The organism is Nonomuraea coxensis DSM 45129 (assembly GCF_019397265.1).
Lineage (GTDB): Bacteria > Actinomycetota > Actinomycetes > Streptosporangiales > Streptosporangiaceae > Nonomuraea > Nonomuraea coxensis.
Map to the genome: position 1 here is coordinate 6,352,474 of NZ_CP068985.1, position 24,590 is coordinate 6,377,063.

The 24,590-nt window shown below is 72.2% G+C and carries 26 protein-coding genes and 1 riboswitch; of the genes, 14 read left to right on the forward strand and 12 right to left on the reverse strand.

Annotated elements, in window-relative coordinates:
* The first annotated feature begins 138 nt into the window (after window positions 1-138).
* Window positions 139-1,326: an MFS transporter gene (locus Nocox_RS29765; RefSeq protein WP_246649911.1), complete on the forward strand. Its 1,188-nt coding sequence runs from the start codon at window positions 139-141 to the stop codon at window positions 1,324-1,326.
* A 10-nt stretch (window positions 1,327-1,336) separates the two neighbouring features.
* Here Nocox_RS29765 and Nocox_RS29770 read toward each other — a convergent pair whose 3' ends face one another.
* Together Nocox_RS29770 and Nocox_RS29775 are read right to left on the reverse strand one after the other, a co-directional pair.
* A complete protein-coding gene (locus tag Nocox_RS29770; RefSeq protein ID WP_020540730.1) occupies window positions 1,337-2,905 on the reverse strand; it encodes a bifunctional 3'-5' exonuclease/DNA polymerase in 1,569 nt (522 codons plus the stop codon).
* A gap of 21 nt (window positions 2,906-2,926) precedes the next feature.
* Complete coding sequence (locus Nocox_RS29775) at window positions 2,927-4,333, reverse strand: metallophosphoesterase family protein (protein WP_246649591.1); 1,407 nt, start codon at window positions 4,331-4,333, stop codon at window positions 2,927-2,929.
* A gap of 210 nt (window positions 4,334-4,543) precedes the next feature.
* Here Nocox_RS29775 and Nocox_RS43795 point away from each other — a divergent pair, with 210 nt between their 5' ends.
* A complete protein-coding gene (locus Nocox_RS43795; RefSeq protein WP_020540732.1) occupies window positions 4,544-4,957 on the forward strand; it encodes a hypothetical protein in 414 nt (137 codons plus the stop codon).
* Here the strand turns inward: Nocox_RS43795 and Nocox_RS29785 are convergent.
* On the reverse strand, window positions 4,954-6,522 hold the full coding sequence (locus Nocox_RS29785) for an FAD-binding oxidoreductase (protein ID WP_020540733.1): 1,569 nt from the start codon (window positions 6,520-6,522) through the stop codon (window positions 4,954-4,956). The two genes, Nocox_RS43795 and Nocox_RS29785, sit on opposite strands and share 4 nt — an antisense overlap.
* A 31-nt stretch (window positions 6,523-6,553) precedes the next feature.
* Between Nocox_RS29785 and Nocox_RS29790 the strand changes: the two genes are divergently transcribed.
* From Nocox_RS29790 to Nocox_RS29810, 5 genes are all read left to right on the forward strand, one after another.
* Window positions 6,554-7,093, forward strand: coding sequence for a TetR/AcrR family transcriptional regulator (locus Nocox_RS29790; RefSeq protein WP_026213836.1), 540 nt, complete (start codon window positions 6,554-6,556; stop codon window positions 7,091-7,093).
* Window positions 7,056-8,582 (forward strand): glycerol-3-phosphate dehydrogenase/oxidase, encoded by a 1,527-nt coding sequence (locus tag Nocox_RS29795; RefSeq protein WP_020540735.1) that lies wholly within the window; start codon window positions 7,056-7,058, stop codon window positions 8,580-8,582. Before Nocox_RS29790 ends, Nocox_RS29795 begins: the two co-directional genes overlap by 38 nt.
* 106 nt (window positions 8,583-8,688) lie before the next feature.
* Window positions 8,689-9,573, forward strand: a complete 885-nt coding sequence (locus tag Nocox_RS29800; RefSeq protein ID WP_246649594.1) for a sucrase ferredoxin — start codon at window positions 8,689-8,691, stop codon at window positions 9,571-9,573.
* Between the two features lie 100 nt (window positions 9,574-9,673).
* Window positions 9,674-9,985, forward strand: coding sequence for a WhiB family transcriptional regulator (locus Nocox_RS29805; protein ID WP_080036407.1), 312 nt, complete (start codon window positions 9,674-9,676; stop codon window positions 9,983-9,985).
* 272 nt (window positions 9,986-10,257) lie between these two features.
* Entirely contained in the window at window positions 10,258-10,899 is a 642-nt protein-coding gene (locus Nocox_RS29810) for a maleylpyruvate isomerase N-terminal domain-containing protein (protein WP_026213837.1), read from the forward strand.
* 34 nt (window positions 10,900-10,933) lie between these two features.
* On the opposite strand, the gene Nocox_RS29815 is transcribed toward Nocox_RS29810, so the two are convergent.
* Together Nocox_RS29815 and Nocox_RS29820 are read right to left on the reverse strand one after the other, a co-directional pair.
* Entirely contained in the window at window positions 10,934-11,167 is a 234-nt protein-coding gene (locus Nocox_RS29815; protein WP_020540739.1) for a DUF397 domain-containing protein, read from the reverse strand.
* 142 nt (window positions 11,168-11,309) lie between these two features.
* Window positions 11,310-12,188 carry a helix-turn-helix domain-containing protein gene (locus Nocox_RS29820; RefSeq protein WP_026213838.1) on the reverse strand — a complete coding sequence of 293 codons (879 nt, stop codon included), beginning with the start codon at window positions 12,186-12,188 and terminating at the stop codon, window positions 11,310-11,312.
* A 129-nt stretch (window positions 12,189-12,317) separates the two neighbouring features.
* On the opposite strand from Nocox_RS29820, the gene Nocox_RS29825 reads away from it, so the two are divergent.
* Entirely contained in the window at window positions 12,318-12,791 is a 474-nt protein-coding gene (locus Nocox_RS29825) for an ATP-binding protein (RefSeq protein ID WP_020540741.1), read from the forward strand.
* Between the two features lie 25 nt (window positions 12,792-12,816).
* Here the strand turns inward: Nocox_RS29825 and Nocox_RS29830 are convergent, their stop codons facing one another.
* Window positions 12,817-13,443 carry a phosphoribosyltransferase gene (locus Nocox_RS29830; protein ID WP_020540742.1) on the reverse strand — a complete coding sequence of 209 codons (627 nt, stop codon included), beginning with the start codon at window positions 13,441-13,443 and terminating at the stop codon, window positions 12,817-12,819.
* A gap of 80 nt (window positions 13,444-13,523) precedes the next feature.
* Complete coding sequence (rsgA, locus tag Nocox_RS29835) at window positions 13,524-14,624, reverse strand: ribosome small subunit-dependent GTPase A (RefSeq protein WP_020540743.1); 1,101 nt, start codon at window positions 14,622-14,624, stop codon at window positions 13,524-13,526.
* 250 nt (window positions 14,625-14,874) lie between these two features.
* Here rsgA and Nocox_RS29840 point away from each other — a divergent pair, with 250 nt between their 5' ends.
* Window positions 14,875-15,486 carry a sigma-70 family RNA polymerase sigma factor gene (locus Nocox_RS29840; RefSeq protein ID WP_020540744.1) on the forward strand — a complete coding sequence of 204 codons (612 nt, stop codon included), beginning with the start codon at window positions 14,875-14,877 and terminating at the stop codon, window positions 15,484-15,486.
* Window positions 15,483-16,214: an anti-sigma factor family protein gene (locus Nocox_RS29845; RefSeq protein WP_026213839.1), complete on the forward strand. Its 732-nt coding sequence runs from the start codon at window positions 15,483-15,485 to the stop codon at window positions 16,212-16,214. Before Nocox_RS29840 ends, Nocox_RS29845 begins: the two co-directional genes overlap by 4 nt.
* 276 nt (window positions 16,215-16,490) lie before the next feature.
* Here Nocox_RS29845 and glyA read toward each other — a convergent pair whose 3' ends face one another.
* The 5 genes from glyA to Nocox_RS29870 all read right to left on the reverse strand — a co-directional run bounded on the left by glyA (window position 16,491) and on the right by Nocox_RS29870 (window position 21,537).
* Entirely contained in the window at window positions 16,491-17,741 is a 1,251-nt protein-coding gene (glyA, locus tag Nocox_RS29850) for a serine hydroxymethyltransferase (RefSeq protein ID WP_020540746.1), read from the reverse strand.
* Between the two features lie 24 nt (window positions 17,742-17,765).
* Window positions 17,766-17,848, reverse strand: a riboswitch (ZMP/ZTP riboswitch).
* A gap of 66 nt (window positions 17,849-17,914) precedes the next feature.
* Complete coding sequence (locus tag Nocox_RS29855) at window positions 17,915-19,309, reverse strand: serine/threonine-protein kinase (protein ID WP_084685234.1); 1,395 nt, start codon at window positions 19,307-19,309, stop codon at window positions 17,915-17,917.
* Window positions 19,310-19,335: 26 nt separating this feature from the next.
* Window positions 19,336-20,268, reverse strand: coding sequence for a YihY/virulence factor BrkB family protein (locus Nocox_RS29860; protein ID WP_084685235.1), 933 nt, complete (start codon window positions 20,266-20,268; stop codon window positions 19,336-19,338).
* A gap of 56 nt (window positions 20,269-20,324) precedes the next feature.
* Complete coding sequence (locus Nocox_RS29865) at window positions 20,325-20,699, reverse strand: YccF domain-containing protein (RefSeq protein ID WP_026213840.1); 375 nt, start codon at window positions 20,697-20,699, stop codon at window positions 20,325-20,327.
* A gap of 73 nt (window positions 20,700-20,772) precedes the next feature.
* Window positions 20,773-21,537 carry a TIGR03084 family metal-binding protein gene (locus tag Nocox_RS29870; protein WP_026213841.1) on the reverse strand — a complete coding sequence of 255 codons (765 nt, stop codon included), beginning with the start codon at window positions 21,535-21,537 and terminating at the stop codon, window positions 20,773-20,775.
* Window positions 21,538-21,832: 295 nt separating this feature from the next.
* Here Nocox_RS29870 and Nocox_RS44245 point away from each other — a divergent pair, with 295 nt between their 5' ends.
* The 4 genes from Nocox_RS44245 to Nocox_RS29885 all read left to right on the forward strand — a co-directional run bounded on the left by Nocox_RS44245 (window position 21,833) and on the right by Nocox_RS29885 (window position 24,568).
* A complete protein-coding gene (locus Nocox_RS44245; RefSeq protein ID WP_425517805.1) occupies window positions 21,833-21,901 on the forward strand; it encodes a putative leader peptide in 69 nt (22 codons plus the stop codon).
* A gap of 113 nt (window positions 21,902-22,014) precedes the next feature.
* Window positions 22,015-23,703 (forward strand): nitrite/sulfite reductase, encoded by a 1,689-nt coding sequence (locus tag Nocox_RS29875; protein ID WP_020540750.1) that lies wholly within the window; start codon window positions 22,015-22,017, stop codon window positions 23,701-23,703.
* The gene (locus Nocox_RS29880) at window positions 23,700-23,843 is read left to right on the forward strand and encodes a hypothetical protein (RefSeq protein ID WP_020540751.1); all 144 of its coding nucleotides are present in this window, start codon (window positions 23,700-23,702) and stop codon (window positions 23,841-23,843) included. The genes Nocox_RS29875 and Nocox_RS29880 overlap by 4 nt, the downstream gene beginning before the upstream one ends.
* Complete coding sequence (locus tag Nocox_RS29885) at window positions 23,840-24,568, forward strand: phosphoadenylyl-sulfate reductase (protein WP_020540752.1); 729 nt, start codon at window positions 23,840-23,842, stop codon at window positions 24,566-24,568. The genes Nocox_RS29880 and Nocox_RS29885 overlap by 4 nt, the downstream gene beginning before the upstream one ends.
* Window positions 24,569-24,590 lie beyond the last annotated feature (22 nt).

Genomic DNA, 24,590 nt, shown 5'->3' on the forward strand with positions numbered 1-24,590 from the left:
CAGCCGGAAAAGGGTTGCTGTCCCCCTTTGGGGTGTTGTTGGGGTACATGCGAGACTTCACAGGTGACCAGCGCCCCCACCAGACCCGCCGAATCCCCGCCTGACCGGGTCCGGAGCATCCAACGGCGCACCTTGGGCGTGTTGTCGGCGGCCCAGATCATGGGCGGCGTGGGGGTCGCGGTCGGGCTGGCGCTCAGCTCGGTCGTGGTGGACGAGCTGTCGGGGTCCACGGTCATCAGCGGCTTCGCGGGGACCGCGACCACGCTCGGCGCGGCGCTGCTGGCCCTGCCCACGGCCAAGGCCTCCGGCAGGGGCGGGCGCCGCGCGGGGCTCACCCTCGCGTACGTGGCCGCCCTCACCGGCTGCGCGATCTCGGTGACCGCCATCAGCCTGCGCACCTGGCCGCTGCTCCTCGTCGGGCTGGTGCTGGTCGGCGGCGGCAGCGCGGGCGGCCTGGCCGCGCGCTACTCGGCCACCGACCTGTCGCCGAAGGGCCGCTCGGCCCGGCACCTGTCGCTGGTCGTCTGGGCCTCGACCATCGGCTCCGTCGCCGGGCCCAACCTGGCCGAGCCCACCGACCGGATCGGCATCCGGCTGGGGCTGGTGGACAAGGCGGGCCCGTTCGCGTTCGCGGCGCTCGCCTTCGCCGTGGCGATGGTCATCATCCTGGCCCTGCTCCGCCCCGACCCGCTCCGGCTGGCCCGCCGCCTCGACGGCACGGCCGAGGACGGACAGGCGGGGAAGCGGACGATCCGCACCGCCTGGGACACCCTGCGCACCACCCCGGCGGCCCGCCGCGCCCTGGTCATGATCGCGGTGAGCCACACGGCCATGGTGTCGGTCATGTCGATGACGCCGGTCAAGCTCCACCACGACGGCTCCACCCTGGAGGTGATCGGCCTCGTGGTCAGCCTGCACATCGCCGGGATGTACATGCTCTCGCCGCTCGTCGGCTGGCTCGCGGACAAGGCGGGCAAGATGCCCGTGCTGCTGCTCGGCACGGCGCTGCTGCTGATCGCCGCCACGCTCGCCGGCACCGCCGGGCACGGGGTGACCCAGGTGACGGTGGCGTTGTTCCTGCTCGGCCTCGGCTGGTCGTGCGGGCTCGTCGCCGGCTCGGCGCTGGTCACCGAGTCGGTGCCGATCGAGCGCCGGCCCTCCGTCCAGGGACTCTCCGACCTGATCATGAACGTCTGCGGCGCCACCGGCACGATCGTCGCCGGCGCGATCGTCGGCGTGCTGTCCTACGGCGTCCTGGGCCTGGTCGTCGGCATCATGGTCGCCCTCGCCGGGCTCTGGCTCCTCGTGGTGCGCTCCCGCCCGTGACGCGACCGGCTCACTTGGCCTCGCCGTAACAGGTGACGGCCACCGCCTCCATCGGGAAACGGACCGGGGTGTCGCCGAACAGCAGGCGGGTGGCCTCGGCGGCGGCCTTCTGCACCGCCGCGACCACCTCTCCTGCCTGCTCGTGCGGGCAGTGCACCATCACCTCGTCGTGCTGGAAGAACACCAGCCTGGCCGGCTCGGGCAGCAGCCCGCGCAGCACCGCCAGCAGCGCGAGCGCCCACTCCGCCGCCGTGCCCTGCACCACGAAGTTGCGGGTGAAGCGGCCCCGGTCGCGGGCCGCGCGCCCGCCCTCGGGCCCCGACACGAGCTCGCGCCAGCGCGCCGACGGCGGCGGGCTGGTGCGGCCCAGCCACGAGCGCACCAGCCGCCCCTCCTCGCCCGCCTTGGCGGCGTCCTCCACGAACCGGTACGCCTCGGGGAAGCGCTGCCGCATCACGGCCAGCAGCTTGGAGGCGTCGCCGCTGGTGCCGCCGTACATGGCCGACAGCATGGCGATCTTCGCGTGCTCACGCTGCCCGCCGAAGGACCTGGCGAGCGCCGAGTAGAGGTCGATCTCGCCCGCGGCCCTCGCCAGCCCGACGTCACCGGCCATGGCGGCGAGCACCCGTGGTTCGAGCTGGGCGGCGTCGGCCACGACCAGCGTCCATCCCTCGTCGGCCATCACCGCGCGGCGCATGACCTTGGGGATCTGCAGCGCGCCGCCGCCGCTGGTGGCCCAGCGCCCGGACACCACGCCTCCCACCACGTACTCGGGGCGGAACCGCCCGCCCCGCACCCACTGGTCGGCCCACGCCCAGCCGTGCGCGCTGAACAGCCGGGCCAGCTCCTTGTAGGCCAGCAGCGGCGCCACGGCCGGATGCTCGACCCGCTTGAGCTCCCACGACCGGGTGCTCTTGAGCTCGACCCCCGCGTCCTTGAACGCCTTGACGAGCTGGCGCACCGAGTCGGGGTTGACCGGGCGGCCGAACGCCGCGGCCACCTCGTCGGCCAGCGCCTGCAGCCTGGCCGGGCGCATGCCGTGCACGGGCCGCGGCCCGAGCAGGCCGGTCAGCAGCTCGTCGTGCAGGTCCCTGCGCCAGGGCATGCCCTCGTGCGTCATCTCGGCGGCGACCAGCGCCCCCGCGGACTCGGCGGCCACCAGCAGCCGGAACCTGCCGGGCTCGGGCAGCGCCGCGACGCGCCGGAGCTGGTCGGCCAGCACCTCGGCCACGGCCTCCCCCGGCATCGGCTCGGGCGCGAACAGCGTGCCCGGCGCGCTCGCCGTCTCCTCCGGCACGGGCAGCCCGCGCAGCCGCGCGTGGGCGGCCCTGGCCGTGCGGCTCTCGCCGTGGCGGCCCTCATGGGCGAGCAGCAGGCCCTCGGTGAGCGCGAGGTCGTGGCAGCGGCCGACCCGCGCGCCGGCCTCCAGCAGCGCCGGGTAGGTCTCGCGGGCGTCGGCCCAGACCCACCGGGGCCGCTCGGCCGCCTCGATCTCCCGCACGGCCGCGGCCAGGTCGGCGGGACGGCTCACCTCGCCCCCGACCGGGAGCACCGTCTCTCCGGCGACCACCACGTACACGTGACCAAGGGTGCCAAACGGCTACGACAGACTGATGCGCACCTCGTCCTCGACGGGCGGCTCCCGCTCCTGGGCCAGGCAGCCGGTGACGGCGAAGCACCGCAGCGTCAGCTCCTCCGGCGTCACCGAGGCGTGCAGGAAGTGCTTGAAGAACGGCGGCTCGTCCCAGTCGGACAGCTCCGACAGGAAGCGGTGGTTGGCCTTGCCCACGGGCAGCCGCACCGGCCACGGCCAGGAGCCGAGCAGCCGGGCCGCCCACCGCATCCTGGCGGTGATCTCGACCGGCCCCTCGGGCGTGCGCACCGGCTCGTTCCTGATGCGCTGCGACATGATGCACACGGCCTCCCTCGGCCGCAGGTAGAGCCACCTCATGCGGAGCCTGCGGGCGTAGAGGTGGCTGTAGTACGACAGCGAGTCGCCGCGCAACGGATAGCACTTGAAGTCGTCTTCGGCCACGCCGGCCACGTCGACCCGGTCGATCGTGTGCGTGGCGTGCATGAACGCGCCGCCCCCGCCGGAGACGACGTACTGGATGACCCGGTCGCCCACCCGGACCGGGTAGCGCTGGTAGTTGTGCACGTCGCCGCCGATGGCCGCGACGTAGCGGTGCGCCGGGTCGCGCACGATGTCGTCGATCGTGCCGCCGCCCGCCAGCGCGGACGGCTTGTACGTGTTGTTCACGTAGATCGGCTTGCCGGTCACCAGGATCTTGGGCCGCGGGTCGAGCGAGACCCGGCGCAGCCAGGCGGCCTGGCCCTCGTCGATGACGTTCCTGATGCCGGTGTCCACGCCGACGACGAGCAGGCTGTCGGTCTCGACCACCCAGTACGGCCCCGGCTGCGTCCCCTGCTGCGACGGCCTGCCGCGCAGCGCGCGGGCCTCCTTGAGCAGGGCCTCGTCGATGGTCTCAGGCCGGCGCCAGAGCAGCCCGCGCAGGCCGCGGTCCGGCTTGGGCTTGAGCGGCGGCGCGTCGCAGAAGACGCGCATGAAGCCGCCGAGGCCGTCGTACCAGTCGTGGTTGCCGGGGATCGCGTAGATGGGGGCGTCGTAGTCCTTGTACGGGCGGAAGAATTTGGGGCCGTACTCGTCGCCGGATCCGGTCGGATAAATGACGTCGCTGGCGATGACCGCGAAAGCGGTGCCCGCGCCTGCTTTCAGCATCGGGGGGACGACGGCGTACTGGGAGGCGTCGCCCTCGCCGGTGTCCCCCAATAACAGGAAACTGAAATTTCCCTTTACGGGCGGCTTGATGCGGAATTCCGGATCGACCCCCCGGGATTCCTGGCCGGCCACCCACCGCGCCCGCACCTCGCCGGACGGATCCCCGAACAGCCCCGCCAGGATCTCGTTGCGCGAACGCCACAACGTGCTCGCGTTGAGCCAGGTGAAGCCCCGCTCATCCGGCCTCAGTGCCGCGAATGTCCCCATGTGTGAGCAGGCCCATCCCGCTCCTTCCTCCGACTCCCGAGAAGAGAGCCTTTTCCCACGCTCGGCCGCCGCTTCCTCCATGGCCACATCTTTACCTCCATCTACCTTTCACGCATCATGGACGCTCCGTGCCGTGAAGAACACAGAAGGTTCCCGATGGTGTACCCTCACGGCCCAAGCAAGCGGTTGGGACCGCCGAGGGAGGCTCCCATGACGCGTAACGGCCCGGATGACGCGACCCGGAAGGGGACCGCGGAGACGGCCGAGATCGAGGGCCTGATCGCCCTCGCCGCCACCCGCCCCAAGTGGGGCAGAGCGGCCCTGAACGTCATGAGCGAGGCGATCGCCAAGTGCAGGGTCCTCCGCCGCAGGTCCCCCGGCGAGCACGACACCCTGCTCGCCCGCTGCCTCTGGACGACGGCCCTGATGCTGCTCGACCGGCGCCAGACCGTCGAGGCCCTCCCTCTCGCCCAGGAGGCGGTGGCGCTCACCCGCGAACGCGGCGGCGCCCCGCTGGTCCAGGCGCTGCGCCACCTGGCGAGCGTCCAGGAGGCGCTCGGCCGCTTCAGCGAGGCCGCCGCCACCCTGGAGGAGGCCGACCGGGCCAACCGGCCGCCGGACTAGGGCCCGGCGACCAGCGCGCCGGGGTTGAGTATCCCCGCGGGGTCGAGGCGGGACTTGACCGCCTGGAGCACGGCGACGCCCAGCGGCCCGATCTCGGCGGCGTAGGCGTCGCGGTGGTCGCGGCCGACCCCGTGGTGGTGGGAGATCGTGCCGCCGGCCGCCACGATGGCCGCGTTCACCTCGGTCTTGGCCCGCTCCCACTGCGCCACCGGGTCGCCGTCCTGGGGAGTGACGACGGTGAAGTAGAGGGAGGCGCCGGTCTCGTACACGTGCGAGATGTGGCACATCACCAGCGGGGAGCCGAGCGCGCCGAGCAGGGCGAGCCGGACCGCGTCGTAGAGCCGGGGCAGGTCCGCCCAGAACCCGGCGGTCTCCAGCGTCTCGACCGTGGCCCCGGCCGCGAGCAGCGAGTCCCGCAGGTACGGCGCCGAGAAGCGCCCGTGCTCCCACGCCCGCCCCGGCTCCTCCCCCAGCGGCTCGCCGCCGAGCCGCGCCAGCACGGCCGCGGCCGCCTCGCGCCGCGCCGACACCGACGCCCCCTCGTAGCCCGCCACCAGCAGGCAGCCGCCGGAGCCGCCGGAGCCGATCGCGTCCGGCTTCGCCAGCCCGATCATCGTCTCGGTCTCGTCCGACAGCCGCAGCACCGTGGGCGTCGGGCCGTCCTGGGCGAGCGCGCGCACGGCCGCCGACCCGGCCGTCCACGACGGGAAGCGCCATCCCTCGTAGACCCGCTCGGCCGGGGCCCTGCGCACACGCAGCCGCAGCGCGGTGATGACGCCGAAGGCGCCTTCCGAGCCGAGCACGAGCTGGCGCAGGTCGGGGCCGGCCGCCGACTTCGGCGCGCGGCCGAGTTCGAGGGTCCCGGAGGGCGTGGCCAGGGTGAGCCCGACCACCATGTCGTCGAAGCGGCCGTAGCCGGCCGACGCCTGGCCGCTGGAGCGGGCCGCGGCGAAGCCGCCGAGCGTGGCGTACTCGAAGGACTGGGGGAAGTGCCCGAGGGTCAGCCCGTGCGCGGCGAGCAGCCGCTCGGCGTCGGGGGCGCGCACGCCGGGCTCGAACACGGCGGTCATCGACTCGGCGTCCACCGAGCGCAGCCGGTCGAGCCTCGCCAGGTCGAGCGCGATCACGCCGGCGAAGCCGTCGCGGGCGCTCGCGGCGAGCCCGCCCACCACCGAGGTGCCGCCGCCGAAGGGCACGACCGCGACGCGCTCGCGCGCGCAGAGGGCGAGCAGGGCGGCGACCTCCTCGTGCGAGCCGGGCAGCACGACGGCGTCGGGCGCGTCGGAGCCGTCGCCGGCGCGGATGCGCAGCAGGTCGGGCGTGGACTTGCCGCGCGTGTGGCGGACCCGCTCCTCGTGCCCGGTCCGTACGTGCTCCGCCCCCACGACCCCGGCCAGCGCCTCCAGACGGGCCGGGGTGAGGGCGACCGGCGGCAGCCGGACCGACTCCAGGGCGGCGGCGGGCGCGTCGGGGGCCCGCACGCCCAGGAGGTCGCGCAGCAGCCCGCGTACCTGTTCGGGCAGCTCCCGGGCCTTGGCGGGATCGCCCCAGCCGCACCACAGCATCGGTTCTCGGGTCATGCGTACACTGTGACATATGACGGCTATTCGTCACAATGACGTCGTTCTGGACGCGGCCCGCGACTGCGTGCTGGCCTACGGCGTCCGCAGGACGACGCTCACGGACGTCGCGCGGCGGGCGGGCGTGTCCCGGATGACGCTCTACCGCCGCTGGCCCGACGTGCGCACCCTGGTCGCCGACCTCATGACGCGGGAGTGGGTGCGGGTGCTGTCCGGGCTCGACCTCGGCGACCCGGTCCCGGCGGTCGTCGAGGGCGTACGGACCCTGCGCGCCCACCCGCTCTGGCGCAAGATCGTCGAGGCGGACCCCGACCTGCTCCTCCCCTACCTGCTCGACCGGCGCGGCGCCACCCACGAGGCCGTGCTGGAGCTGCTGGAGCCCGCCGTCGGCGACCCGGCGAGGGCCAGGGCCGTGCTGCTGGTGGCGCAGTCGTTCCTGCTGTCCGCGCCCACCATGCTCGGCCCCGTCACCCTGGACGAGCTCGACGCCGAGCTCGCCGCCCTGCTGGAGGTCTATCTTGGACAGTTCGCTCAACGCCGCCCGCCGCGCCCGTGAGCTGCGCGAGGTCGCCGGGGAACGGCTCGACGTGCTGGTGGTCGGGCTCGGCGCGACCGGCGCCGGGGCCGCGCTGGACGCCGCCGCGCGCGGCCTGCGCGTGGCCGCGATCGACGCGCACGACCTGGCGTTCGGCACCTCGCGGTGGAGCTCCAAGCTGATCCACGGCGGGCTGCGCTACCTGGCGAAGGGCCAGGTGGGCGTGGCGCACGAGAGCGCCGTCGAGCGCGGCGTCCTGCTGCGCAGGACGGCTCCTCACCTGGTCAGGGCGCACCCGTACGCGCTGCCGCTGACCCCCGCCGTCTCCCGGCGGCAGGCCGCGCTGGTGATGACCGGCTACCGGCTCGGCGACGCGCTCCGTGCCGCCGCCCGCACCCCGCGCCGCCTGCTGCCCGGCCCGTCCCGGCTGGACGCCGCGCGGGCGCGCACGCTCCTCCCGGTCGCCCCCGCGGGCAGCCTTCGGGGCGCGCTGCTGTCCTGGGACGGCCGGCTGGTCGACGACGCCCGCCTGGTGGTGGCGATCGCCAGGACCGCCGCCGCGCGCGGGGCCCGCGTCCTGACCCGCTGCCGCGCCCTGCGCCTCACCTCCTCGGGCGGCTGGACGACCGCCGCCGTGCGCGACGAGCTGACCGGCGAGGAGTTCGAGATCCGCGCCCGTACGGTGATCAACGCCACGGGCGTCTGGGCCGGGACCCTGGATCCCGGCGTGCGGCTGCGCCCGTCCCGTGGCACGCACCTCGTGCTGCGGCCGGGGACGCTGCCCGGCCTGATCGCCGGCGTGCACCTGCCTCTTCCCGGCGAGACCAGCCGGTTCGCCCTGGTTCTCCCCCAGCCCGGCGGCCGCGTGTACGTCGGCCTCACCGACGAGCCGGTGGACGGTCCGGTGCCCGACGTCCCCGAGGCCCCCGAGGAGGACGTCACAGCGCTCCTGGAGGTGCTGAACGAGGTTCTCGGGACCCGGGTGACCAGAGAGGCGGTCGCGGGCGCGTACGCGGGCCTGAGGCCGCTCCTGGCGGCCGACGGGAGCGAGGACGGCGGGCGCACGGCCGACCTGTCCCGGCGGCACGCGGTGCTGTCGGAAGGCGGCCTGGTCACCATCGTCGGCGGAAAACTCACCACATACCGCCGCATGGCGGAGGACGCGGTTGATCGTGCGGTTTCGTGCGGAAACTTGCGGGCAGGACCGAGCAACACCCGGCGTATCCCGCTCGTGGGGGCGGAGCCCCGCGCGGCGGACGGCGTCCCCGCCCGGCTGACCGAGCGCTACGGCGGCGAGGCGGCCGCCGTCCACGACCTCGTGCGGGCGCATCCGGAGGAGGTCGGCCTCGGCATCACCGTGGGCGAGCTCCTGTGGTCCGTCCGGCACGAGGGCGCGCTCGACGAGAGCGACCTGCTGGACCGGCGGACCAGGATCGGCCTGGTCAAAGAGGACAGGGAGCGCGCTCTGCCCGCGACACGTGACGTGCTGGCGCGAATCACCCACCTCTGATCCCCGCCTATCCGTTAGGTTAGTCTTACCTAATTCAAAGGCGAATGAGGGAGGACCGGCGTTGGCGAAGGGCTGTCACCATCCGCTCGGGTGCCACCGCGGGGAGGTGCCCACTCTTGCCAGCGCCACCGTGGGCGCCCGGCTGTGGCTGCTCGTCGAGTATCCCGGCCCCTGGCCCTCCCACCTGGAAAGCTTCGAACTTCCTGAAGAAATCTCAGAACTGGTCCGCCGGGCGCTCGCACGCGGTATCAGGCCCCAGCTGATCCGCCGTCCAGGACGCCGGACCCGCCCGCGGGAGCAGGGCATCCGTGTGCTACTCGCGTACGCGGCAGGGGAGCGTCCCTGGCTCGCCGGCGGCGTCGTCGCAGGTCCCGAAGATCTTGACCTGGACGCGCTGGTGGCCGGAGTGGTCCCCGAGTCCTGCATACTGGAAGACGAGCCGGTATTTCTGGTCTGCACGCACGCCAAGCGCAATGTGTGCTGCGCCCGCATTGGACTACCCCTCGCTCGGTCCCTGGCCGAAAAGTTGCCGGACAGAGTATGGGAAACGTCACACGTTGGCGGCGATCGCTACGCCGCCAACCTCGTGTGCTTGCCACACGGAATTTTCTACGGCAGCATGTCTCAGGCTGCTGCACTGGCAGCGGCTAACGCGTACCGGTCGGGCGAGGTCATCCTCGACCGCTACCGGGGACGCGCAGGCATCCCTGAGCCATTGCAAGCCGTGGAGCACTTCGCCCGAGCCCATACGGGAGAGTGCTCCGTCGGCGCGGTGGCCGTGGAATCCTCCAGGACGGACGGCGACGTCACCGAAGCCATCGTGCGGGTGCGCACGAAGCGGCGCGGCGACGTCCGGTTCCAGGTCGTGATCGAGCCATCGGCGTTCACCACGCCGTGTGGTACGGCTTGCGCCGAGACGATCTCGACCTACCGGCTGGTTTCGCTGGACAGGCTCACGCCTGTGCGGTACGCCACGCCCGCCCTCGCCTGAACAGGGAACATCACGGCTCCTCCTTGCGTTGGAACAGTGACGCCAAAAGCGTCCAATGCGGCTCAATTACCGAAATACCTCTCACGAAGGTGGTTTTCTCATGTCTCAGGTACGTCGGCAGCTCGCCCGCCCGCGCCCCAGCTGGGGTTGGCAGGATGATGCCGCGTGCCGGGGTGAGGACCTCGTGCTCTTCTTCGGCCCCGACGGGGAGCGGCAGCCCGAGCGTGACGTACGTGAGCGGAAGGCCAAGGCGATCTGCGCCCAGTGCCCCGTCCGCAACGAGTGCCTTGACTACGCGCTGTCCCGGCCGGAGAAGTACGGCACGTGGGGCGGTCTCAACGAGGACGAGCGCGCCAGCGAGCGTCGCCGTCGCATGCGCCGCGCGGCCAGCGCCGGCATCTCCGCGGCCTGAACCCACACCCCGCAGCAACGCAGCAACGCCATCATCGCGTGATCACGCAGTTGTCCCGATGAACCGGAGCCTGGCGCCCCACGACCAGGCTCTGGCGAACCCGGTCGGGGCAACTGCCTGATCAGGCGCACACGAACCACGAGGAACCCGACGCCCGCAGGCCCGCACGAGGGGCCGTCGCGCGCTCGGGTTCCGTCGTCTTCGGACGCGGGAACATGCGGCCGGTGACCCCTGATCGGGGGTCACCGGCCGCGCGCGTTACAGTTCCCGGCATGACACGTTCTGCGCGGGTTCCTGTGACGGCCGACGACCTGCTGCGGGTCGTGCATCTCGCCGTCGATCTGCTCGCCGGCGCGCCCGCGGGCGCGTGGGAGGGCAGGGCGGGTTCGCTGGAGTGGACGTGCCGCGAGACCGCCGACCATCTGGCCGACGACCTGTTCGCCTACGCGGCGCAGCTCGGCCCGCGCCGCCCGCCCTTGACGGACTATGTCCCCTTCGCGGTGAGCGTCCGCAGGGAGGGCGCTCCCGTGGAGACCATCCGCACCCGGCCGGAGGCGGGGCCGGAAGGGCTGCTGCAGGTGGTGGAGGCGTGCGGCGCGCTGCTGGCCGCGATGGTGCGCACCGCGCCGCCGGACGTGCTCGCCCATCACGGGTTCGGCGACGCCGACCCCGAGGGCTTCGCCGCGATGGGGCTCGTGGAGACGCTCGTGCACACGTACGACCTGGCCGAGGGCCTGGGCCTGACGTGGGAACCACCCGCGGACGTGTGCGCGCGGGTGCTGGACCGGCTCTTCCCCGACGCCCCCGGGGACGTCGAGCCGTGGCCGGCGCTGCTGTGGGCGACGGGACGCGCCGAGCTCCCGGGGCGCCCGCGCCTCACGGAGTGGCGCTGGTACAGCGCGCCCCGGGACTGAAACGGCGCCTCAGGATCGGAGGCCGGCCGCGACCTCACACGATGAGGTCGTCGAACTCCCCGTCCTTGGCCCCGAGGACGAACGCGGCGATCTCGGCGGGGGTGTAGACCAGCGCCGGCCCCTCGGGAAAGCGTGAGTTGCGCATGGCGATCTCCCCGTTGGGCAGGGTCGCCACCTCGACGCAGTTGCCGTTGGGATTGCTCCGCCTGCTCTTGCGCCAGACGACGGGAAGGCGGCCGGCGGGGGTTCCGTTCCGGAACTCGTGCATGGGGGCAGCTCCTCGCGATCTTACGGATGCACGTGCATCCGCGTGTTGCGAGGAGACAATACGGCAGCACGATGAACTCCATATACAGGACGACCAAAAATCCCGATATGGAGTGGATCACAGGGATATCAGCAGGTCACCTTCACGCAATAAGGCGCTCCAGGAACCGGCGGGTCTCCTTCGGCGTCTCCGCCTGGACGCTGAGCCGGTCCATGACCTCCATGTAGTGGTCGGAGTCTGCCGGCTTGTCCAGGTAGAGGGCGCTGGTGAGCTGCTCCATGTAGACCACGTCGGGCAGCTCGCGCTCCGGGAAGCGCAGGATGCTGAACGGCCCGCCCGCCGCGGCGTGCCCGCCCCGGTCGAACGGCATGACCTGGACGGTGATGTTGCGCTCGGCCGTGACGTCCAGCAGGTGGGCGATCTGGGCGCGCATGGTGTCGGGACCGCCGAGCGTGCGCCGCACCACCGCCTCGTCGATGACCGCCCACAGGGTCAGGCCGCTCTCCAGCCGCCGCTGACGGGTGGTGCGCAGGGCGACCCGGCGGTCCAGCTCGGCCCTCGTCGCCTTCTCGTGGGCCAGCTCGATGACCGCCCGCGCGTAGCCGGCGGTCTGCAGCAGGCCGGGGACGAACTGGTTCTCGTAGGTGCGGATGCTCGACGCGGCCCCTTCCAGGCCGATGTAGACCTCGAACCAGGCGGGCAGCACGTCGCCGTACTTGTGCCACCAGCCCGGGGCGTTGGCCTGCTTGGCGAGGTCGAGGAGCTGCTGGCGCTCGCCGGGGTCGGTGACCCCGTACAGGGTCAGCAGGTCGGCCACGTCGCGTTGCTTGAAGCTCACCTGGCCGAGCTCCAGCCGGCTGATCTTCGCGTGAGACGCGCGAATCGAGTATCCGGCGTCCTCCCGCGAGATACCCTTGTCCGTACGAAGCCTGCGGAGCTGGGTTCCGAGCAGGATCCGCAGCACCGTCGGGCTCCCCGGCGCATAGCTGAGAAGCTTCCCCTCCGCGCTCTCTGCGCTCACCGTACCGCTCCTAGATCATCTGCACGTGCAGATGCGATTCGCATCCGTAAACTACGAAAAGTCTTGCATTGGTAAGCGCTCCCCGTAAAGATGGGCATTGGATCACCAGACCGCGCTTCGGGGGCCAGAATGACGACTTTCGACGCTCGGCCGCAAGCCGCCATCGGTTCCCGGCCTCCTGGCTGGCTGTTCTCCATCTTGGTGGACGGCCTCGCCGGTGAGTGCGACGCCGTCTTCCCCTTTCACGAGCGGACAGCACTGGAGCCCGCCTGCGTCTCCACCGCCCGCCGCTTCGTCGACCGGACGCTGGGCTCGTGGGGCGTCGGCGATCTCGCCTTCGAGTGCCAGCTCGTGGTCTCCGAGCTGGTGACCAACGCGATCCGGCACGGCGGCGGCGCCGCCCAGCTCCGGCTGCTGACCCACGGCCCCGAGCTCGCCTGCGTCGTGACCGACCACAGCCGCACCGTGCCCGTGGCCGCGTCGCCCGACGTGTTCTCCGAGTTCGGGCGGGGGCTGCGGCTGGTCGACGCCCTCTGCACCGGCTGGGGCTGGCTCACGACCAGCACCAGCCGCAAGCTCGTCTGGGCCGTGCTCGCCAACTGACGCGGGCGGCCGGTCCCGGCCGGGCTCACGGCTGTCCCAGCAGGTCCAGCACGTCGGCGTCGGTGAGCTGCTCGAAGTGCTCGTACCACTGGCCCACCGCGCGGAAGTCCACCGGCGTGAGCAGCGCCACCACCTCGTCGGCCTCGCGCCGCAACGACTCCACCGTGCCGAGCGCCCCCACCGGCACCGCCAGCGTCACCTTCGCGGGCCCGGCCGCGGCCACCGCCCGCAGCGCCGCCCGCGCCGTGCCGCCGGTGGCGAGGCCGTCGTCCACGACGATCACCTCGCGGCCCGCGAGCGAGGGCAGCGGCCGGTCGCCGCGGTAGACCCGCACCCGGCGGGCCAGCTCGCGCCGCTCCCGCTCCACCACGTCGGCGACCGAGTCGGCCGTCATGCCGAGCCGGCGCAGCAAGGTCCGGTCGAACACCGGCTCACCGCCCTCGGCGATGGCGCCGACGCCCAGCTCGGGCTGCGGCGGATAGCCGATCTTCCTCGTCACGAGCACGTCCAGGGGCACGCCGAGCCGGCGCGCGACGGGCACCGCCACCGCCACGCCGCCGCGCGGCAGCGCGAGCAGCACGGGATCGTGGGCATCCAGCAGCCGCTCGGCCAGGCGCCTGCCGGCCTCGGCCCGGTCCGCGAAGAGCTCCATGCCTTCTGCCTACCCACCCGCGCCCGTCCCTCGCCCTCCCGGCCCTGGTCGCGGGCCGGAAGGGCGGCGGGAGCCCCGGGTCAGGGCCGGTTACGGCCCGAGCGGCGCATCTCCTTCGTGATGATCTTCCACTTGTTCTGCTGCTCCTTGCGCAGCCGCGCGTCGGTCCTCGACGCCATCCAGGCCGCCTCCCGCTGCAGCTTGCGCCAGCTCTCCAGGCGTCGCTCCGGCAGCTCGCCGCTCTCCACGGCGGCCCGCACCGCGCAGCCCGGCTCGCCGTCGTGCCCGCAGTCGCCGAACCTGCACCGCTCGGCCAGCTCCTCGATGTCGGAGAAGACGAGGTCGACGCCCTGGTTCATGTCGTACAGGCCGATGCGGCGGATGCCCGGCGTGTCGATGACGATGCCGCCGCCGCGCAGCGGGATCAGCTCCCGGTGCACGGTGGTGTGCCTGCCGCGCCCGTCGGCGGCGCGCACCTGCTGGGTCTCCATCACGTCCGCGCCAGCCAGCGCGTTGACCAGGGTGGACTTGCCGGCCCCGGACGGGCCGAGGATCACCGCCGTACGGGAGCCGCCGAGGTAGGAGCCGACCAGCTCCACCCCCTCGCCGCGCAGCGACGAGACGGCGTGCACGTCCACGCCTGGCGCGGCCGTGCGGACGTCGGCGAGCAGGTCGTCCAGGCCGTCGTCGAACAGGTCGGACTTCGTGACGAGCACGACCGGCGTGCCGCCGGACTCCCAGGCGAGCGCGACCAGCCGCTCGATGCGGCCGAGATCGGCGAAGTCGGTGGAGTGCATGGACGGCTCGGCCACGAAGACCACGTCCACGTTGGCGGCGAGCACCTGGCCCTGGCCGTCGCCGGACAGGCCGCCGACCGAGTCGCGGCTCACGCCGCCGCGGACGAAGGCGGTGCTGCGCGGCAGCACCGCGTCGAGCTCGTAGCGGCCCTCGGGCAGCAGCCGGAGCGCCACCCAGTCGCCGACGCAGGGCAGCGCGACCGGGTCGGCCGCCGAGGCCCGGCGCACGGGCGCGGAGTAGCGGACGTGGTGCTGGCCGTCGGCCGCGATCACCTCGGCGGCGCCGCGGTCGACCCTGGCCACACGGGCCGGGACGGTGTCGTCGGGCAGCTCGGCGGCGCGCGAGCCGGTCCAGCCGAGCAGGGAAAGGTCAGAGAAAGACACTGGAGTGAGAACCTTTGATCGAGAAGGAAGAGAAGAGCCGGGGCGGCGTCAGCCGAGCGCCCGGAGGTGGACTGACGGAACGCTGAACAGAACGACCCGCATGGTCCTCACCTCCTCGATCGTTTTGACCGGTCACGACTCTACGCATCACGCTCCCTCGCGCGCAAACCTTTTTGGTCTGGCGTTTCGTTGAACCGTGCCAGGCCGGCTCCCCGTACCTCCTCGCGACGGACACGAGAAAGGGGAGCACATGCGAACGAGCACGTACCCCCCGCCCTCGGCCGACGGAGCCACCGCGAAGGGCAAGCCGCGCGCACGCCACTGGATCAGGCGCGTGCGACCGGAGCACGAGGTGCCCGACGACGAGGTGGCCGTGTCCGCGCTCTACCGGGAGTATCACGGCCCCCTGCTGGGCTTCGTGATCCGGCTGACGGCGGGCGATCGGCAATGGGCGGAGGACGTGGTGCAGGAGACCATGATCCGGGCCTGGCGCAGCGCCGAGCGGCTCGATCCCGACGCGGTCTCGCTGATGCCCTGGCTCGCCACGGTCGCCAGGCGGATCGTCATCGACGACCGGCGCCGCAAGGACGCCCGCCCGAAGGAGTCGGGCGACGGGCCGCTGGAGAGCGTGCCCGTGCCCGACGAGATGGAGGGGCTGCTGCACCAGGTGGTCGTGTCGGAGGCGCTGAAGGCGCTGTCACCGGCCCACCGCGAGATCCTCAACGAGACGATCCTGCGGGACCGGTCGGTGAACGACGCCGCCGCGGCGCTCGACATCCCGGTGGGCACCGTGAAGTCCCGCGTGTACTACGCCGTGCGCGCGCTGCGGATCGCGCTGGAGGAGAGGGGGGTGACGGCGTGACAGCGAGAGTCGAGCACACGGACGTGGGCGCCTACGCGCTCGGCCTGCTCGAGGAGGAGGACAGAGCGGCGTTCGAGGCCCATCTCCTGCACTGCGGCGGCTGCCGAGCCGAGCTCTCCGACCTGGCGGGGGTCGCCAGCGCGCTGGACGGCCTCGGCCCCGTGCACGAGGGTTTCCCCCCGGACAGCGGCCCCCCGATCGCTCCCGCGATCGACCTGGTGCGCCGCAAGCGGGCCGCCGACCGGCGGACCCGCAGGGGGACGTTCGTCATCGGGATGGCCGCCGCGGTCACGCTGGTCGCCGGCGGGCTGACCGTCGGCACGCAGCTCAGCGGCGGCAGCACCGCCCAGCTCGCCCAGGAGCATTCCGGCCACGCCGGCCACATGGGCCCTGCCGAGCAGTTCTACGCCGACGGGCGGCCCATCGAGGGCAAGGGCGTGGACGGCGTCATCGGCGGCCTGGTGGTGGAGTCCAAGGGCTGGGGCACGCACGCCGCGCTCAAGCTGGCCGGCGTCAAAGGGCCGCTCCAGTGCGAGCTGGTCTCGGTCGGCCGGTCGGGCGAGCGGCGGGTGATGACCGGCTGGGCCGTCCCTCCCGCCGGGTACGGAGTGCCGGGTTCGCCCGATCCGCTCTACATGCACGGCGGCAGCGCGACGCCGCTGAAGGAGATCGACCACTTCGAAGTAGTGACCGCGACGGGCAAGCGGCTGCTGACCGTCCAGGTCTGAGCTCCGGATCGTCGACGGGGGTTCCCATGTCCATACGAAGATCAGCCGTCTTCCGCGGGGTGCCGGCCGCCGCCGCCTTCTCCGTCTTCCTGAGCTGAGGCCCGGCGGGGGGCGACTCGGTCCCGTCCCCCGCCGGCCGTCCCGGCCGCGTGACGCCCCGGAAGCCCGGAGCGCCGCCGGCCACCGCGAGCGGGGCGATCCGGCCTGCTCCGCTCGCGCCGGGAGCCCCGCCGCACACGGAGCCCGTGCGGCGGGGCTCCCGCGCGTCCGGCGCTCCTACAGGCCGGGGGCCGGGAACTGCGAGGTGAGCTCGCTGACCTCGCGGTGCACGCGGGCGATGACGTCCTCGGCGTCGCCCTTGGCGACGGCGGTGACGACCTCGTCCATCCAGGCGCCGATCTGCCGCATCTCGGCCTCGCCCATGCCGCGCGAGGTGACCGACGGCGTGCCGATGCGGATGCCCGACGGGTCGAACGGCTTGCGCGGGTCGAACGGCACCGTGTTGTAGTTGGTCTCCAGCCCGGCCCGGTCGAGCGCCTGGGCGGCCGGCTTGCCGCCGATGCCCTTGGGCGTGAGGTCGAGCAGGATGAGGTGGTTGTCGGTGCCGCCGGAGACCAGGTCGAACCCGCGGCTCGCCAGCTCGTCGGCCAGGGTCTTGGCGTTGGCGACGATCTGGTGGGCGTAGTCGCGGAAGGACGGCTGGGCCGCCTCGTGCAGCGCGACGGCGATGGCGGCGGTGGTGTGGTTGTGCGGGCCGCCCTGGAGGCCGGGGAAGACGGCCTTGTTGAGCGCCGTGGCGTGCTCGTCGCTGGTGGCCATGAGCATGGCGCCGCGCGGGCCGCGCAACGTCTTGTGCGTCGTGGTGGAGATGACGTCGGCGTGGCCCACCGGGGACGGGTGCGCGCCGCCCGCGACGAGGCCGGCGATGTGCGCGATGTCGGCCGCGAGCACGGCGCCCACCTCGCGGGCGATGGCGGCGAAGCCCTCGAAGTCGATGGTGCGCGGGATGGCGGTGCCGCCGCAGAAGATGAGCTTGGGCCGGTGCTCCAGGGCGAGCTCGCGGACCTCGTCGAGGTCGATGCGGCCGGTGTCCTTGCGCACGCCGTAGCGGACGGAGTTGAACCACTTGCCGGTGGCCGAGACCGACCAGCCGTGGGTGAGGTGGCCGCCGAACGGCAGGCCCATGCCCATCACGGTGTCGCCCGGCTGCAGGAACGCCAGGTAGATGGCGAGGTTGGCGGGCGAGCCCGAGTAGGGCTGGACGTTGGCGTGGTTGACCCCGAACAGCGACTTGGCGCGGTCGATGGCCAGCGTCTCGATCTGGTCGATGACCTGCTGGCCCTCGTAGTAGCGCTTGCCCGCGTAGCCCTCGGAGTATTTGTTGGTCAGGACGGTGCCCGTGGCCTCCAGCACGGCCTTGGAGACGTAGTTCTCCGAGGCGATCAGCTTCACCGTGTCGGCCTGGCGACGCTCCTCGGCCTTGATGAGGTCGGCGATCTGCGGGTCGACGCTAGCGAGAGAACCCATGACTCTCCTGTCATCGTTGACGACTGCGAAGACCCAGGCGCCCGGCCTCCGCTCCTTTCGCTCCCTGGTGGTCGATCCCACCCAATGCGCCAGTCGCGTCTCGCTGTAGACGATAGCGGATGCGGCGGAGGGCTTCCCCCCTCCGATCAGCGCATCCGCTCCCGCCCGCGCGGTCAGGCGGGGGTGATCGGGACGTCGTGCAGGACTCCGAGCAGCCTGAGGTCGACGTCGACCTTCTCCAGGTCTTCCGGGACGTTCTCGAAGATCGCGTACATGCGCATCTGATCCCCGCCGCCGAACGGCGCGGCCGCCATGCGCGTGCACTGGCAGGAGCCGTTCTTGACGGCGGGGCCGATCGGCTCCGCGACGCCGGGCGGGATGAGGTTGACCGCCGAGGCGGAGAAGTCGAGCGTGCCGTTGCCGAACTGGTTGTACAGGGGCGCGTTGCCGTTGCCGACGTTCGTGACCGTCCACTGCAGGCGGACCGTGCCGCCCTGCCGGGTCAGCGCGTCGATCCGCACGCCGAGCCTGCTGCCCGCGGCGTCGCGGGTGGCCGTCACGGCGGGCTCGCCGGACCCGCCTCCCCGCTCCTCCCAGGGGCGGAGCACCGCGAGCGTGGCGGCCACGCCGAGCACGGCCGCGGCGACGCCGACCAGGACGGTCGGCAGCAGGCCCCGCCGGGCCGGAGGGGGTGGAGGGGCCTGCCTGGTGGACGGGGCGACGACGGGCGTCCAGGTCTCGGAGACCGCCCTGGTGGCTGCGTCCACCGGCACCGCGGAGCGCCCCATGAGCAGGTCCATGAGCTGCTGGGCGCTCGGCCGCCTGGCCGGGTCCTTGTCCAGCGCCCGCTCCACGAGCGGCCGGACGCGCTCGTCCAGCCCGTCCAGCGCGGGGGCGTGGTGGATGACCCGGTAGACGACCTCCGCCACCCCGCCGGTGCCGAACGGCGGCCGGCCGGTGCCGGCGTACGCCACCAGCGAGCCCCAGGAGAAGACGTCGCTCGCGGGGGTGGCCGGCTCACCTCTCGCCTGCTCCGGCGACATGTACGCGGGCGTCCCCATCCCCTGGGCCAGGGTCGCGGGCGCGTGCCCGGAGGTCTCGGCGAGCTGGGCGATGCCGAAGTCGATGACCCGGGGCCCGACCGGGCTGAGCAGCACGTTCGACGGCTTGAGATCGCGGTGTACGACGCCCGCCTGGTGGATGGCGGTCAGCGCGGTGGCCACGCCGATGGCGAGCGCCTCCAGGTTCGCGCCGGTCAGCGGCGCCTGGCGGACCACGGCGGCGAGGTCGGGGCCCTCGACGTACTCGGTGGCGAGGTAGGCGACGCCGCCGTCGAACCCGGCGTCCAGCACGGGCGCGGTGCAGAACCTGGCGACCCTCCTCGCCGCCTCGGCCTCCTTGCCGAACCTGCGCCGGAACTCCTCGCGGGCGGCCAGCTCGGGCCGCATGGTCTTCAGCGCGACGCGCCGCCCCGACGCGTCCTCCGCCAGGTGCACGACGCCCATGCCGCCCTCGCCCAGTTTCCTGAGCACGCGGAAGGGGCCGACCTGCTGCCGCATGACATCCATCGGGGGGATTATCGCGAAGATCCGCGCTATTTGGTACGGCCTTCTCCCGGCCACAGCCGATCGACCTCGGCGTTGAGAATCGCCCCGATGAGCACGGCGAGCGCCGTGATGTAGAGCCACAGCAGCACCGCGATGGGGGCGGCCAGGGAGCCGTACACGGAGTCGGGCGAGACCCAGGCGGCCAGCACGGCGCGCAGCACGGCGGCGCAGACGATCCAGAGGAACAGCGCGAGGATCGCGCCGGGCAGCTCGCGGAACCACCGGGTGCGCACCGGCACGCTGACGTGGTAGAGGACGGTCAGGAAGAGCACCGACCCGATGGTGACGACGGGCCAGTAGAGGATGTCGATCATGATGCCGTACTGCGAGGGGAGCGCGCCCTTGAGCATCGTCGGGCCGACGACCATGATCGGCATGATGATGATCGCGATGACCAGGCCCACGACGTAGAGGCCGAAGGACATGAGCCTGGTGCGGATGATGCCGCGCTCCTCCCCGAGGCCGTAGGCGACGGAGATGAGGTCCACGTAGACGTACAGCGCCCGCGAGCCCGACCACAGTGACAGCAGGAAGCCGAGCGAGATGATCGACACCTTGCCGGCGTCGTCGCTGAGCACGTCGGCGATCAGCGGGTTGACGACCTTGTTGATGGCCTCCTGGGTGAACAGCAGGCCGGCCTGCTCGATCACCCAGGTCTTGACCTGAAAGACGACGCGGCCGCCCACCCAGGTGCCGATCTTGCCGAGCACCCCGATCAGCCCCAGCACGAACGGCGGCAGCGACAGCAGCGCGAAGAACGCCGCCTCGCCCGCCAGTCCGGTCACCCGGTATTCGACGCCGGCGTTGGTCGAGGCCCGGACGATCGCCCACGACTTGGTGTCGAGCACCCAGCTCAACCGGGCCCGGGCATGCCTGACCAACCCCTTCTTCGGCCGTGGAGGCGCATCGGTGGACGTCATGGCACCCAAACGTTCGCAGTGGTTCTCCGGGACAGCTTACGTCCCTGACACCTGCCCTAGTCGATGTCCACGATGCGGGCGCCCAGCGGAAGGAGGGAGACGGGGATCAGCTTGAGGTTCGCGACGCCCATCGGGATGCCGATGACGGAGAGGAACAGCGGGATCGAGGTGACGACGTGCCCGATGGCGAGCCAGATCCCGGCGACCACGAACCAGATGATGTTGCCGATCAGCGAGAGCACACCGGAGTCCGGGTCGCGCACGACGGTGCGGCCGAAGGGCCAGAGCGCGTACGCCGCGATCCGGAAGGAGGCGATGCCGAACGGGATGGTGACGATCAGGATGCAGCAGACGATCCCCGCCAGCGCGTAACCGAGCGCCAGCCAGATCCCCGCGAACACCAGCCAGATGACGTTCAGTAGAGTGCGCATGATCACAGCATGTCACCGAGGGGCGCCGGGCGTCATCAGGAACCGCCCTGATCCTGCCCTGAGGACCACCCCGTCACGAGGACCGCGGCGGCCGTCCCGCGCCCGGCGGGCCCGCGAACGCCTGGGCGATCTCCATCCAGGCCCGGGCGGGCTCGCCGACGAGGTCCAGCGCCGTGTCCGACAGGTGGACGCGCTGGGTGACGGCGAGGCAGAAGTCGAGCATCGGGCCGCGTACGACGCTCGCGGCGTCCGCGGGGCCGGCCGTCCAGACGCCGCCGCCGGGCATGGCGAGCTCCACCCGCACCGGCTCGTCCGGCTGCGGCAGGCCGCGCACCGCGAAGCCGTACGGGCGCGCCCGGTAACCGATCGTGGCCACATGCCGGAGCCGGTCCGTGGGCTTCCTGACGACGCCGAGCGCGTCGGCCACGTCCTGGCCGTGCGCCCAGGTCTCCATCAGGCGCGCGGTGACGAAGGAGGCGGCCGACATGGGCGGCCCGAACCAGGGCACCCGGTCGCGGGCGTCCAGCCCGGCGAAGACCTCCATGCTGCGCCCGCGCGCGGCGCGGAACCAGCCGAGCAGCTCGGCCGGCGACATGCCGCGCGCCTGGCGGGCGAGGTCGTCCACGGAGTTGACGCCGGGCAGGCCGGCCGTGAAGCCCTCGGGGTCGGTGACGGCCCGGGTGGCGGCCTCGTCGAACCAGGCCAGGTGGCTCACCTGGTCGCGGACGGCCCAGCCCTCGGCGGGCGTGGGCAGCTCCCAGTCCGCGTCACCCAGCGGCTCCAGCAGCCGTTCCAGTGACGCGGTCTCGGCACGCAGGTCGTCGAGCAGCTCGGCCATGAGGTCCACGCGCGCCAGCCTAACCCGAACATCGTTCTGGGAGAATAATCGGAGGTGTGATCTGCGAGAGCTGCAAGGACCATCGCCACGAGGACTGCCGCGGCGGCTCCTGGTGCGACTGCCAGCACCAGAGCCCTGACCGGCCGGTGGAGTCCGAGCTCGACTGGCCCCGCCAGGGATAGCCCCGGAAGCCGGCCCAAAAGTCGGCCCGGAAGTCGGACAGTCCCACACTCTGGACCCGGCCTTGGACATCCCGGACGCCCAAGGTATCGTCGAGGACATGCCAGCGGACCCCATGCTCGTCGGTCGACGCCATGTCGACCTCCAGCGTGTCCGCAGTGCCATCTGTTGCGACGCCCGCTAACTCCGCTTTTTCTCTGCCGCTGAGCGCGTCGCGACCCCTCCTGGAACCACCTGCCCCTCGCTGACGAGGCCAGGTAGGGCCTTTGCGCGCGCCCATGAATCGAAGGACGCGCAATGAGCACCCCTGCCAGCCGCACACCCGCCAGCCGGCATCACAAGCGCCCGCGCGGCGAGGGCCAGTGGGCTCTCGGGTACCGGGAGCCGCTGAACAAGAACGAGGAGAACAAGAAGAACGACGACGGGCTCAACGTCCGCCAGCGCATCATCGACGTCTACGCCAAGCGCGGGTTCGACTCGATCGACCCGGCCGACCTGCGCGGACGCATGCGCTGGTACGGCCTCTACACCCAGCGCAAGCCCGGCATCGACGGTGGCAAGACCGCGGTGCTGGAGCCGGAGGAGCTCGACGACCGCTACTTCATGCTGCGCGTGCGCATCGACGGCGGCCAGCTCGACCTGGCCCAGCTCCGCACGATCGCCGACATCTCCAACGAGTACGGCCGCGGCACCGCCGACCTGACCGACCGCCAGAACATCCAGCTCCACTGGGTGGAGATCGAGTCGGTGCCGGACATCTGGGAGCGTCTGGAGGCCGTCGGCCTGTCGACGACGGAGGCGTGCGGCGACACGCCGCGCGTGATCCTGGGCTGCCCGCTGGCCGGCATCGACGTCGATGAAGTGCTGGACGCGAGCGAGCAGATCCGCGAGATCCAGGAGCGGGTCGTCGGCAACCCGGCCTACTCGAACCTGCCGCGCAAGTTCAAGTCCGCGCTGAGCGGCTGCCCGGCGCACTGCACGGTGCACGAGATCAACGACGTGGCCTTCGTCGGCGTCGTCAACGAGCACGGCGAGGCCGGCTACGACCTGTGGGTGGGCGGCGGCCTGTCCACCAACCCGATGCTCGGCAAGCGCCTCGGCGTGTTCGTCCGGCCCGAGCAGGCGGCCGAGGTGCACGAGGGCGTGGTCGGCATCTTCCGCGACTACGGCTACCGCAGGCTGCGGCACCGGGCCCGGATCAAGTTCCTGGTCAACGACTGGGGCGTGGAGAAGTTCCGCGAGATCCTGGAGACCGAATACCTGAAGGCCCCGCTGCCCGACGGGCCCGCCCCCGAGCAGCCGCGCGGCAGCCGCCGCGACCACGTGGGCGTCTTCCCGCAGAAGGACGGCAACTTCTACGTCGGCTTCGCCCCCAAGGTGGGCCGGCTGGACGGCGACGCGCTGCACAGGATCGCCGACATCGCCGAGCGGCACGGCTCCGGCCGGGTGCGCACGACCGTCGAGCAGAAGATGGTCATCCTCGACGTCGCGCCGGACCAGGTCGACTCGATCGTGGCCGAGCTGGAGGCCAGCGACCTCCAGGTGCGCCCCTCCACCTTCCGCCGCCAGACGATGGCGTGCACCGGCATCGAGTACTGCAAGCTGGCCATCGTCGAGACCAAGGCCACCGCGGCCCAGCTCATCGACGAGCTGGAGCGCCGGCTTCCCGAGTTCGCCGAGCCGCTGACCATCAACGTCAACGGCTGCCCCAACTCCTGCGCCCGCATCCAGGTCGCCGACATCGGCCTCAAGGGCCAGCTCGTCGTGGACGAGAACGGCGACCAGGTCGAGGGCTACCAGATCCACCTGGGCGGCTCGCTCGGCCTCAACGCCGGCTTCGGCCGCAAGGTGCGCGGGCTGAAGACCACCGCCAAGGCCCTGCCCGACTACGTCGAACGGGTGGTGAAGAACTTCGACGCCCAGCGCAAGGAGGGCGAGTCGTTCGCCGACTGGGTGCAGCGGGCCGACGAGGCGGACCTGCGATGAGCGAGCGCGCGGTTCCCTTCCACTGCCCCTACTGCGGCGACGAGGACCTGGAGCCGTACGAGGGCGACGGCGGCTGGTACTGCCGGTCCTGCGCCCGCGCTTTCAAGCTGAAGTTCCTGGGGATCGGAGTGAAGATATGACGCTGGTGGACATCGAGGTCGGATTAAGAGATCAGCGCGGCACGCTCGACCTGCAGGACATCGTCGAGTCCGCCGCCACGTTCCTGGAGGGCGCCACCGCCAGGGAGATCATCCGCTGGGCGGCGGCCACGTTCGGCGACCGGCTCTGCCTGACCTCCTCGATGAGCGACGCGCTGCTGATCGACCTGGTGAGCAGGGTGAAGCCGGGCGTGGACGTGCTCTTCATCGACACCGGCTACCACTTCGCCGAGACCGTCGGCACGCGCGACGCGGTGCGCCAGGTCTACGACGTCAACGTGATCGACGTGAAGCCGTCGCGCACGGTGGCCGAGCAGGACCGCGACCTCGGGCCGCGGCTGTTCGGGCGCAATCCCGACCTGTGCTGCTACCTGCGCAAGGTGGAGCCGCTGAACCGGGCGCTGGAGCCGTACCTCGCGTGGATCTCCGGCATCCGCCGCGACGAGTCGCCGGCCCGCAAGGACGCGCGGGTCGTCGAGTGGGACGCCAAGCGCCAGATGGTGAAGGTCAACCCGATCGCCGCCTGGACGCAGGAGGACGTCGACAACTACATCGCCGACAACGGGGTGCTCATCAACCCGTTGCACTACGACAACTACCCCTCGATCGGGTGCGCGCCCTGCACGCGGCAGGTCGCCGAGGGGGAGGATCCGCGCAGCGGGCGCTGGGCGGGCCTGGGGAAGGTCGAATGCGGCATTCACCTGTGATCCCCGGTAGGGGTCTCGTCCC

What these genes read in the sequence shown, in the direction of transcription:
- Nocox_RS29775 (WP_246649591.1), bottom strand. Translation starts at nt 4,333, where the DNA reads ATGGGGACATTCGCGGCACTGAGGCCGGATGAGCGGGGCTTCACCTGG.
- Nocox_RS43795 (WP_020540732.1), top strand. Translation starts at nt 4,544, where the DNA reads ATGACGCGTAACGGCCCGGATGACGCGACCCGGAAGGGGACCGCGGAG.
- Nocox_RS29785 (WP_020540733.1), bottom strand. Translation starts at nt 6,522, where the DNA reads ATGCTGTGGTGCGGCTGGGGCGATCCCGCCAAGGCCCGGGAGCTGCCC.
- Nocox_RS29790 (WP_026213836.1), top strand. Translation starts at nt 6,554, where the DNA reads ATGACGGCTATTCGTCACAATGACGTCGTTCTGGACGCGGCCCGCGAC.
- Nocox_RS29805 (WP_080036407.1), top strand. Translation starts at nt 9,674, where the DNA reads ATGTCTCAGGTACGTCGGCAGCTCGCCCGCCCGCGCCCCAGCTGGGGT.
- Nocox_RS29810 (WP_026213837.1), top strand. Translation starts at nt 10,258, where the DNA reads ATGACACGTTCTGCGCGGGTTCCTGTGACGGCCGACGACCTGCTGCGG.
- Nocox_RS29815 (WP_020540739.1), bottom strand. Translation starts at nt 11,167, where the DNA reads ATGCACGAGTTCCGGAACGGAACCCCCGCCGGCCGCCTTCCCGTCGTC.
- Nocox_RS29825 (WP_020540741.1), top strand. Translation starts at nt 12,318, where the DNA reads ATGACGACTTTCGACGCTCGGCCGCAAGCCGCCATCGGTTCCCGGCCT.
- Nocox_RS29830 (WP_020540742.1), bottom strand. Translation starts at nt 13,443, where the DNA reads ATGGAGCTCTTCGCGGACCGGGCCGAGGCCGGCAGGCGCCTGGCCGAG.
- Nocox_RS29840 (WP_020540744.1), top strand. Translation starts at nt 14,875, where the DNA reads ATGCGAACGAGCACGTACCCCCCGCCCTCGGCCGACGGAGCCACCGCG.
- glyA (WP_020540746.1), bottom strand. Translation starts at nt 17,741, where the DNA reads ATGGGTTCTCTCGCTAGCGTCGACCCGCAGATCGCCGACCTCATCAAG.
- Nocox_RS29855 (WP_084685234.1), bottom strand. Translation starts at nt 19,309, where the DNA reads ATGGATGTCATGCGGCAGCAGGTCGGCCCCTTCCGCGTGCTCAGGAAA.
- Nocox_RS29860 (WP_084685235.1), bottom strand. Translation starts at nt 20,268, where the DNA reads ATGACGTCCACCGATGCGCCTCCACGGCCGAAGAAGGGGTTGGTCAGG.
- Nocox_RS29865 (WP_026213840.1), bottom strand. Translation starts at nt 20,699, where the DNA reads ATGCGCACTCTACTGAACGTCATCTGGCTGGTGTTCGCGGGGATCTGG.
- Nocox_RS29870 (WP_026213841.1), bottom strand. Translation starts at nt 21,537, where the DNA reads ATGGCCGAGCTGCTCGACGACCTGCGTGCCGAGACCGCGTCACTGGAA.
- Nocox_RS29875 (WP_020540750.1), top strand. Translation starts at nt 22,015, where the DNA reads ATGAGCACCCCTGCCAGCCGCACACCCGCCAGCCGGCATCACAAGCGC.
- Nocox_RS29880 (WP_020540751.1), top strand. Translation starts at nt 23,700, where the DNA reads ATGAGCGAGCGCGCGGTTCCCTTCCACTGCCCCTACTGCGGCGACGAG.
- Nocox_RS29885 (WP_020540752.1), top strand. Translation starts at nt 23,840, where the DNA reads ATGACGCTGGTGGACATCGAGGTCGGATTAAGAGATCAGCGCGGCACG.